This is a genomic window from Spongiactinospora gelatinilytica, assembly GCF_003236385.1.
Classification (GTDB): domain Bacteria; phylum Actinomycetota; class Actinomycetes; order Streptosporangiales; family Streptosporangiaceae; genus Spongiactinospora; species Spongiactinospora gelatinilytica.
On the sequence record NZ_POUA01000359.1, the window covers coordinates 1 to 7,777 of the forward strand.

Genomic DNA, 7,777 nt, shown 5'->3' on the forward strand with positions numbered 1-7,777 from the left:
GTGTGCGGCGAGGCGGTCGGCGACCTGGTCGGCCGGGCCGTGCAGGGCGGCGAGAGTGTGCAGGAGGGTGCCCTCGATGACGAAGCTCGCCGGACCGGCGACGTCGATGACCACGGCGGCGGCCCGCTCCTGGAGGGCCGCCTGGCAGACCTGGGGCCCGGTGGCCTGGATGGGCCGGGCGTCGGGCCGCCACAGCGCCAGCGTCTCGGCCCCGGTGAAGGCGAGCACCGCCTCCCTGCCGTCCTGCCCGACCAGCTTGGGCAGCGCGATCACGCTCTCCTTCTCCTGCTTGAGGCCGTGCTCGCCCACCTCGGCCTCGGTGAGCAGGGCGACCACCGGCACCAGCAGCCGCGCGGTACTCAGCGGCGCGATGACCGCCCGCACATCCGTACCACCCTCGGCGTACGCCTGGAGGGCGGCGGAGAGCGCGGCGTCGGTCCCGCCGTCGTCGTCGGGCAGCAGTGGACGCGGAATGCTCGGCACGTTCCGCGAGCCTACCGGCTCCCGGCGGTACGCCGATGAACGGCAGAGTTCAGAGCCGACCGGCCCCACCGCCGTGAGGCGACCACACCCGAGGCACCCACAGCGAGAGGGCCCGTGGCCGGAGCCGTACTGGCCGGCCCCAATTGATGTGCGGGTCAGGGGAGGCGGGAGATGGCGGCGACCGGGGCTCCGTTCGGTGGGCCCTGGTGGGTGGCGGCGGCGGAGACGAAGATGGCGGGGTCGCCGGTGAGGGCGGCGGCGACCCCGCCGACGGCGGCCTTGATCTGGCGGTGCCAGTGGACGTCGGAGTCGTCGAGGAGGACGGTACGCCGCCCGCGTACCCGCCCTGACGGGTCGGCCTCGCACTTGAGGAACACGTTGACCAGGCGGTCGCCGAGGTCGCTCGGGTAGGGGCGTTCCGGCAGGTCGAGGCCGCTCGCGCGGATGGCGGCCCAGATGCCGTCGGCGTCGAGCGCGTCGCGCATAACGGCGTGCCCGATGCGGTAGCGCCCGCCGATGCCGTGCACGTTGCCCACCACCACGATCTGGGCGCGGTCGAGTTCCGTGCCGCTGGAGCAGGAGGCCACGCTGGAGTACAGGGACAGGTCGCGGTGGATCTGACCGGCCTCGGGCATCTGGATCTCGCCGAGCGCGACGGCGACGCCGAGGGCGGCCGTGGAGTTGGAGATGTCCATGGACAGGGCGGTGTCGTCGGTCACCGTCTTTTGGCCCCGGGACCTGGCGTCGTTGATCGCGGCCAGTGTCAGCAGCGGTGTCTTGGTCTGCACGTAGCGGACGTCGGCCGGGTCGTCGATGCCCGCGCTCTTCATCGCCGCGACCACCCCGGCGGCGACCTTGATGACTTGGCGGGGCGGCCGATGTCCTCGGGCAGGAGGGCCTCGCTCATCGCCACGCCCACCGACACGCGGGGCTCGTCCGTGCGCGGCGCGCTCGCCGGATCGGCGGTGGCGAAGATCGTGGCGTGCGGGCTCAGTACGCCGTCGGTGCCGCCGTACCACACCAGCGGGACCTGCGCGATCTCGTCCGCGGCGCGCCTGCCGCGCGACAGCAGCACCTCACGGAAGGCGCGGTCGGCCAGGATGCGGGTGTGGTGGTTGACGCCGCCGTTGCCCTCGGTCTTGCCGATGACGGCGAGCACCCGATCGGCCTCGATCGCGCCCGTGTCGATCAGGTCCGCGAGCCCGGAGGCGTCGGTCACGCTCTCGATGGCGACCTTGCGCACCTCGATGGGATCCGGCATGCCCTCACACCCCTCCGCTCGGCCTGGGCCTTTCCCCCCGGCGGAAATTACCCATGGTGCGGCGGCGATTCACCGGCCTGTCCATAACGTGCGGACACTACTCTTTCTCACACCGTGACAGGGGCCCTTGACGCCGGCCCGGGCGGGAAAGACGATGGCACCGCGAGAGGGAGCGAACGTCCTGTCTGGGGGGCGTGGCCCCTCGCATGGTGGCGATCAGGGGCGCATCGTCGCTACGCGCGTCGTCGTAGCCCGTTTCGATCAGGTCGGTGACCTCCGACCGCCGCCCGGTTCCGTCACGCCTTCCCCAAGGCGGGGCAGCCTTTCGCGGTGCAGCGCATGGACATCTCCGTCGATGCGGGCCAAGGAAGGGAGAGGCATGCCCGCGCTCCAGCCTGCGCCCTGGGTCTTACCCTGCGCTTTCGCCAGGCGTCTCGCCCGGCACCACGACCGTTCCGGCCCGGCCGGTGAGCGCCGGGCCGAGGTCGCGCAGCGAGACGATCACCGCGCGGGACCCGCCGTTGCCGACGAACCGGAGCGCCGCCTCCGCCTTCGGCCCCATGCTGCCGCGGCCGAAGTGCCCGGCGGCCTGCAGGGCGCGCAGTTCGGCGGCGGTGACGCGGCCGATGGGCCGCGCCCCCGCGGTACCGAACCCCGCGACCGCGCGCGGCACGTTCGTGGCGATCACCAGCACCGTGGCCCGTACGGCACGCGCCAGCAGCCCCGCCGCGAGGTCCTTGTCCACGACGGCCTCGACCCCGCTCAGCCCGCCGTCCTTCGCGCGGGTCACCGGCACTCCTCCGCCGCCCACGGCGACCACCACGAAGCCCCGGTCCATCAGCGCCGACACCGCCTCGGCGTCGAGGATCTCGCGCGGCTCAGGGGAGGGGACCACGCGCCGCCACCCGCGGTCGAATCAGCGCGTTGCCGCCGAGCGCGATCAGGACCCGTTCCCCCACAGCGTGAGGCTAGCCAGAGAAAGGACGGTGCGCGTGGGCGATTCTCGCCGACGGCGAGCGTGTCCTTCGGCCGACGGCCGATCCACCACCGCCTTGTCATGAAATGCCGGACTTGATCTCTGAATCCTGGTTCAGATGTTAGGAGCGACAGCGATGAACGTGGTCACCGCACTGGACTCCCGCACCGCCAGACCTCCGGAAGGGGCCGGGACGCAGGCGCGCCATGACCGGCAGGTGACCGCCGAAGAGGCGAACCGGCTGGCGGAGATGTTCCGGCTGCTCGGCGACCCGACCCGGGCGCAGTTGCTGTACGCGCTGCTCGCGGCCGGAGAGCTGTGCGTGTGCGACCTGACCGAGGCCGTCCAGGTCACCGACACGGCCGTGTCGCACGCGCTGCGCCTGCTCCGCACGGCCGGGGTGGTGGCGAGCCGCCGGGAGGGGCGCACCATCTACTACCGCCTGTCCGACGCCCATGTCCGCATGCTGCTCGACCTGAGCCGCGAGCACCTGAGGGAGGCACGTTGACGTCGAAACCCCCCGCGCGCCACCACGGCCGCCACCGTGGACCCGACGCCGCCCCTGGCCGCGGCCACGGGCATGGGCACGGGCACGGCCACGGCCACAGCGCCACGTCCGACCGGCGGTACCTCGCCGCCGCGCTCGTCCTGCTGGTGGTGTTCATGGCCGCGGAGGCGGTGATCGGCGCGCTGGCCAACTCGATCGCGCTGATCTCCGACGCCGGCCACATGCTGACCGACGCCGCCTCGATCGCGCTGGCGCTGCTCGCCATCTGGCTGGCCGCCCGCCCGGCCCGCGGGGCCTACACCTTCGGCTGGAAGCGCGCGGAGATCCTGTCCGCCGCGCTCAACGGCCTGACCTTCGTCCTGCTGGTCGGGTTCTTCGCCGTCGAGGCGGTACACCGCCTGATCCACCCGCCGCAGGTGATGGGGCCTCTGGTGGTCGGCACCGCGCTGGCGGGCGTCGTGGTCAACGCCGGTGCCACCTGGCTGATCTCCCGGGCCGACCGCAGGAGCCTCAACGTCGAAGGTGCCTTCCAGCACATCCTCAACGACATGTACGCCTTCATCGCCACCGCCGCGGCCGGGGTGATCGTGTGGGTGACCCACTGGGGCCGGGCCGACGCGATCGCCGCCCTGGTGGTCGCGGCCCTGATGGCCAAGGCGGCGTACGGCCTGCTGCGCGACGCGGGCCGGGTGTTGTTCGAGGCGGCCCCCGCGGGGATCGTCCCGGCCGAGCTGATCGAGGCGCTGATCGCGCACCCGGACGTGACCGGTGTCCAGGACCTGCACGTGTGGGAGGTGACCAGCGGGTTCCCCGCGCTGTCGGCGCACGTCACGGTACGGCCGGGCGGCAACTGCCACGACGTCCGCCGCGATCTCGCCGACCTGCTGCACGACCGGTTCCACATCGAGCACTCCACGCTCCAGGTGGACCATGTGCCCGGCCGGAGCTGCCTGATCGTCAGCGCGCTGAAGCCGGAAGCGGTCCAATCTGAGCACATCCGGACCTAGTACGTCCGTCCGGTACAACGCAGTCGTTCATGACAGGCACGCGCGGAAGACGACGGTGAGCCGGTCGGCGAGCGCGTCCCTGTCCTGACCGCCCGCCGCCTCGGGCCCGAAGAGCCGGCGCAGCGTCCCCGCGCCCATGATGAGGGCGGTCGCGACGCTCGCGCGCACCCGCGTGTCCGGGCCGGGTAGCCGGGCCCGCAGCGGTTCGAGGATGGCCGACTCCACCCGGTCGCGGATCAGGTCGTGGATCTCCGGGGCCTCGGCGGACCTGGACAGCGTGGCCAGGACCGGGCTCCCGGCGCCGGAACACAGCCGGTCGGCGACGTATTCGGCGAGCCTGCGGGGCAGCTCGTCCCGCGGCCCGTCGAGCACGCCGGGGAACCGCCCCTGCTGGGCGAGCACCTGGGCGAACAGTTCCCGCTTGGCGCCGAAGTAGCGGTTGATGAGCGCGATGTTGACCCCGGCCGCCGCGGCGATCATCCGCATGGTGACCCGCTCGTAGCCGAGTTCGGCGAACAACGGCCCGGCGGCGTCGAGGATCCGGCGACGGGTGCGCTCCTTGTCCCGTCGCGGCAGCTCTGGCCGGTCATGAAGGGTCACTTCCGGCACTGCACCATCCTTCGGAATTTGACGAGTAAACAGGCGTCTACTACTTTTTATATGCATACTACAGCTAATAGGGGGAAGGGTCGGTCCTTGCTGACACAGGAGCAAGCCGCGGTCGCGCCGCGCTTCACGCACAGACAGGTGCTGAAGATCCTCGTCGGGCTGGTGCTCGCCATGCTCACCTCGATGATCTCCACATCGGTGGTGGGGACGGCGTTGCCGACCATCGTCGGCACGCTCGGCGGGCAGGAGCAGCTGGCCTGGGTGGCCAGCGCGACGTTGCTCACCATGACCGCCTCCACCCCGCTGTGGGGCAAACTGTCCGACCTGTACGGCAGGAAGCGGATGTTCCAGGTCTCCCTGGTCATCTTCACGCTGGCGGCGGTCGGCGCCGGGTTCGCCCAGGACATGCCGCAGCTCATCGCGGCCAGGGTGGTACAGGGCATCGGCGCGGGCGGTCTGCAGGCGCTGCCCCAGATCATCCTGGGCGACGTGGTCGAGCCGCGCGAGCGCGGCCGGTACACCGGCTACGTCGGCGCGGTCTTCGGCGTCTCCACCGTCGCCGGGCCGCTGCTCGGCGGGTTCATCGTGGACAACTTGTCCTGGCGCTGGTGCTTCTGGATCAGCGTGCCGCTGGCGGTGGTCGCCTTCATCGTGATCCAGAAGGTGCTCAAGCTGCCGCTGAACCGCCGCGACGCGCGGGTCGACTGGTGGGGGGCCACGTTCATCACCGGCGGCACGACCGCGCTGATGCTGATGCTCTCCCTCGGCGGCCACCAGTTCGCCTGGAACTCGCCGTGGACGTACGGCCTGGGCGCGTTCAGCCTGGCCATGTTCGCCGGGGCGGTGCTGGCCGAGCGCCGGGCCCCCGAGCCGATCCTGCCGCCCCGCCTGTTCGCCGACCGGACCTTCGTGCTGACCAGCCTGGCCTCGCTGTTCGTCGGCGCGGCGATGTTCGGCGCGCTGATGTTCATGCCGCAGTACCTGCAGATCGTCAAGGGCATGACCCCGACCGCCTCGGGGCTGATGACGCTGCCGATGGTGCTCGGCATGCTGACCTCCTCCATCACCTCGGGGCGGGTCGTCACCCGCACCGGGCGCTGGAAGATCTTCCCCGTGGTGGGCATGCTGCTGGTGGCCGGGGGGCTCTTCCTGCTGTCCACGCTGCACGTCGGCACGTCGCTGGTGATCATCGGGCTGGACATGGCGGTGCTCGGCATCGGGCTCGGCATGTGCATGCAGATCCTGGTGCTCGCCGCCCAGAACGCGGTCACCCGCGCCGACATGGCCTCCGCCACCTCCGGCGTGGCGTTCTTCCGCTCGCTGGGCGGCGCACTCGGCGTCGCGGCGTTCGGCGCGATCCTGTCCAACCGGCTGAGCGGCGAGCTGGCCGAACGGCTGGCCGCGGCGCGCATCCCGCTGGCCGGCGGTCAGGCCACGCCCGACCTCGGCGCGCCGGACGCCATCCGGAGCCTGCCCGGCCCGGTGCTGGAGATCGTGCTGGACGCGTTCACCCGTGCGATGGACACGGTCTTCCTGGTCGGCGTCCCGGTCGCGCTGCTGGGCGCGGCCGCCGCCATCGCGCTCAAGGAGCTGCCGCTGCGGTCCTCATCCCGCTGATCCGCGGGCCGCGGCCCCGGCGAGGGCGGCGAGGCGGGCGGCCGCCTCGTCGATCACCTCGTCCCGCTTGCAGAACGCGAAGCGGACGAATTGCCTGCCGTACTCCGGGCGGTCGTAGAACACCTGGGTGGGGATGGCCACCACCCCGGCCAGGCCGGGCAGCTCGCGGGTGAGCGCGAGGCCGTCGGTGAAGCCGAGCGGGCGGATGTCGGTCTGCACGAAGTAGGTGCCGGCCGGGCGCAGCACCTTGAACCCGGCCGCGGCCAGGCCGTCCATCAGCCGGTCGCGCTTGGTCTGCAGATCGTCGCGCAGGGCGGCCACCCAGCCCAGCTCGTGCCGCAGCGCGTGGGCCACCGCGACCTGCCAGGGCGCACCCGCGGTGAAGGTGAGGAACTGCTTGACCGCCTGCACGGCGCCGGTGAGCGGGCCCGGCGCGCACACCCATCCGGTCTTCCAGCCGGTCGCCGAGAACGTCTTGCCCGCAGAGGAGATCATCACGGTGCGCTCGCGCATGCCGGGGAACGTCGCCAGCGGAACGTGCTCGACGCCGTCGAAGGTCAGGTGCTCGTAGACCTCGTCGGTGATGGCGATCAGGTCACGGTCGAGGCAGATCTCGGCGATGGCGGCCAGCTCGTCGCGGGTGAAGACGGTGCCCGTCGGGTTGTGCGGGGAGTTGACCAGGATCGCCCGGGTGCGCGGGCCGACCGCGGCGCGCAGCTCATCGGGGTCGAAGGCGAACCGGCCCGCCACCGGCCGCAGCGTGACGGGCCTGCGCACCGCGCCGGACAGCGCGATGGCCGCGGCGTAGGAGTCGTAGTAGGGCTCGAAGACCACGACCTCGTCGCCGGCCTCGCACAGCGCCAGCACCGTCGCCGCGACCGCCTCGGTCGCGCCCACCGTGACCAGAACCTCGCCGTCGGGGTCGTAGTCGAGCCCGTAGTGCTCCTTGCGGTGGGCGGACACGGCCTGCCGCAGCTCCGGCACGCCCGGTCCGGGCGGGTACTGGTTGAGCCCGCCGTGGATCGCCCGCACCGCCGCCTCCAGCATCGCGGGCGGGCCGTCGGTGTCGGGGAAGCCCTGGCCGAGGTTGATCGCCCCGGTGCGCACGGCGAGCGCCGTCATCTCCGCGAAGACCGTCGTGCCGAACTCTCGCATCCGCGCGATCAAAGGCTCATCCACATCGGCCAGACTAGCGGGCCACCGCCTTCGCGCACCGCTCAGCCGAACAGGCACACCTCCAGTAGCGGCAGCCGTACGTCCACCCCTTCGTAGCCCTTCTCCGGCGGCGGCGCGGTGGGAACAGGGCTTGCGCCGGG

General features: G+C 72.1%; 7 protein-coding genes and 1 pseudogene. 3 read left to right on the forward strand and 5 right to left on the reverse strand.

Annotation, left to right across the window (positions count from 1 at the left end):
• The 3 genes and pseudogenes from C1I98_RS31475 to C1I98_RS31485 all read right to left on the reverse strand — a co-directional run.
• On the reverse strand, window positions 1–483 hold a 483-nt coding region (locus tag C1I98_RS31475; protein ID WP_111171005.1), incomplete at its 3' end, for an SseB family protein.
• Between the two features lie 155 nt (window positions 484–638).
• Window positions 639–1,744 (reverse strand): annotated as a pseudogene (gene atzD / locus C1I98_RS45880) (cyanuric acid amidohydrolase).
• Between the two features lie 409 nt (window positions 1,745–2,153).
• Entirely contained in the window at window positions 2,154–2,639 is a 486-nt protein-coding gene (locus C1I98_RS31485) for an amino acid kinase family protein (RefSeq protein ID WP_111171006.1), read from the reverse strand.
• Window positions 2,640–2,856: 217 nt separating this feature from the next.
• Between C1I98_RS31485 and C1I98_RS31490 the strand changes: the two genes are divergently transcribed.
• A complete protein-coding gene (locus C1I98_RS31490; RefSeq protein WP_111171007.1) occupies window positions 2,857–3,228 on the forward strand; it encodes an ArsR/SmtB family transcription factor in 372 nt (123 codons plus the stop codon).
• The gene (locus C1I98_RS31495; protein ID WP_111171008.1) at window positions 3,225–4,235 is read left to right on the forward strand and encodes a cation diffusion facilitator family transporter; all 1,011 of its coding nucleotides are present in this window, start codon (window positions 3,225–3,227) and stop codon (window positions 4,233–4,235) included. Before C1I98_RS31490 ends, C1I98_RS31495 begins: the two co-directional genes overlap by 4 nt.
• A 27-nt stretch (window positions 4,236–4,262) precedes the next feature.
• Here the strand turns inward: C1I98_RS31495 and C1I98_RS31500 are convergent, their stop codons facing one another.
• Window positions 4,263–4,844 (reverse strand): TetR/AcrR family transcriptional regulator, encoded by a 582-nt coding sequence (locus tag C1I98_RS31500; RefSeq protein ID WP_158558259.1) that lies wholly within the window; start codon window positions 4,842–4,844, stop codon window positions 4,263–4,265.
• Window positions 4,845–4,931: 87 nt separating this feature from the next.
• Between C1I98_RS31500 and C1I98_RS31505 the strand changes: the two genes are divergently transcribed.
• Window positions 4,932–6,461, forward strand: a complete 1,530-nt coding sequence (locus C1I98_RS31505) for an MDR family MFS transporter (protein WP_233508352.1) — start codon at window positions 4,932–4,934, stop codon at window positions 6,459–6,461.
• Here the strand turns inward: C1I98_RS31505 and C1I98_RS31510 are convergent.
• The gene (locus C1I98_RS31510; protein WP_111171011.1) at window positions 6,450–7,640 is read right to left on the reverse strand and encodes a pyridoxal phosphate-dependent aminotransferase; all 1,191 of its coding nucleotides are present in this window, start codon (window positions 7,638–7,640) and stop codon (window positions 6,450–6,452) included. The two genes, C1I98_RS31505 and C1I98_RS31510, sit on opposite strands and share 12 nt — an antisense overlap.
• Window positions 7,641–7,777 lie beyond the last annotated feature (137 nt).

Coding starts and splice junctions, on each gene's coding strand:
- C1I98_RS31490 (WP_111171007.1), top strand. CDS start 2,857: ATGAACGTGGTCACCGCACTGGACTCCCGCACCGCCAGACCTCCGGAA.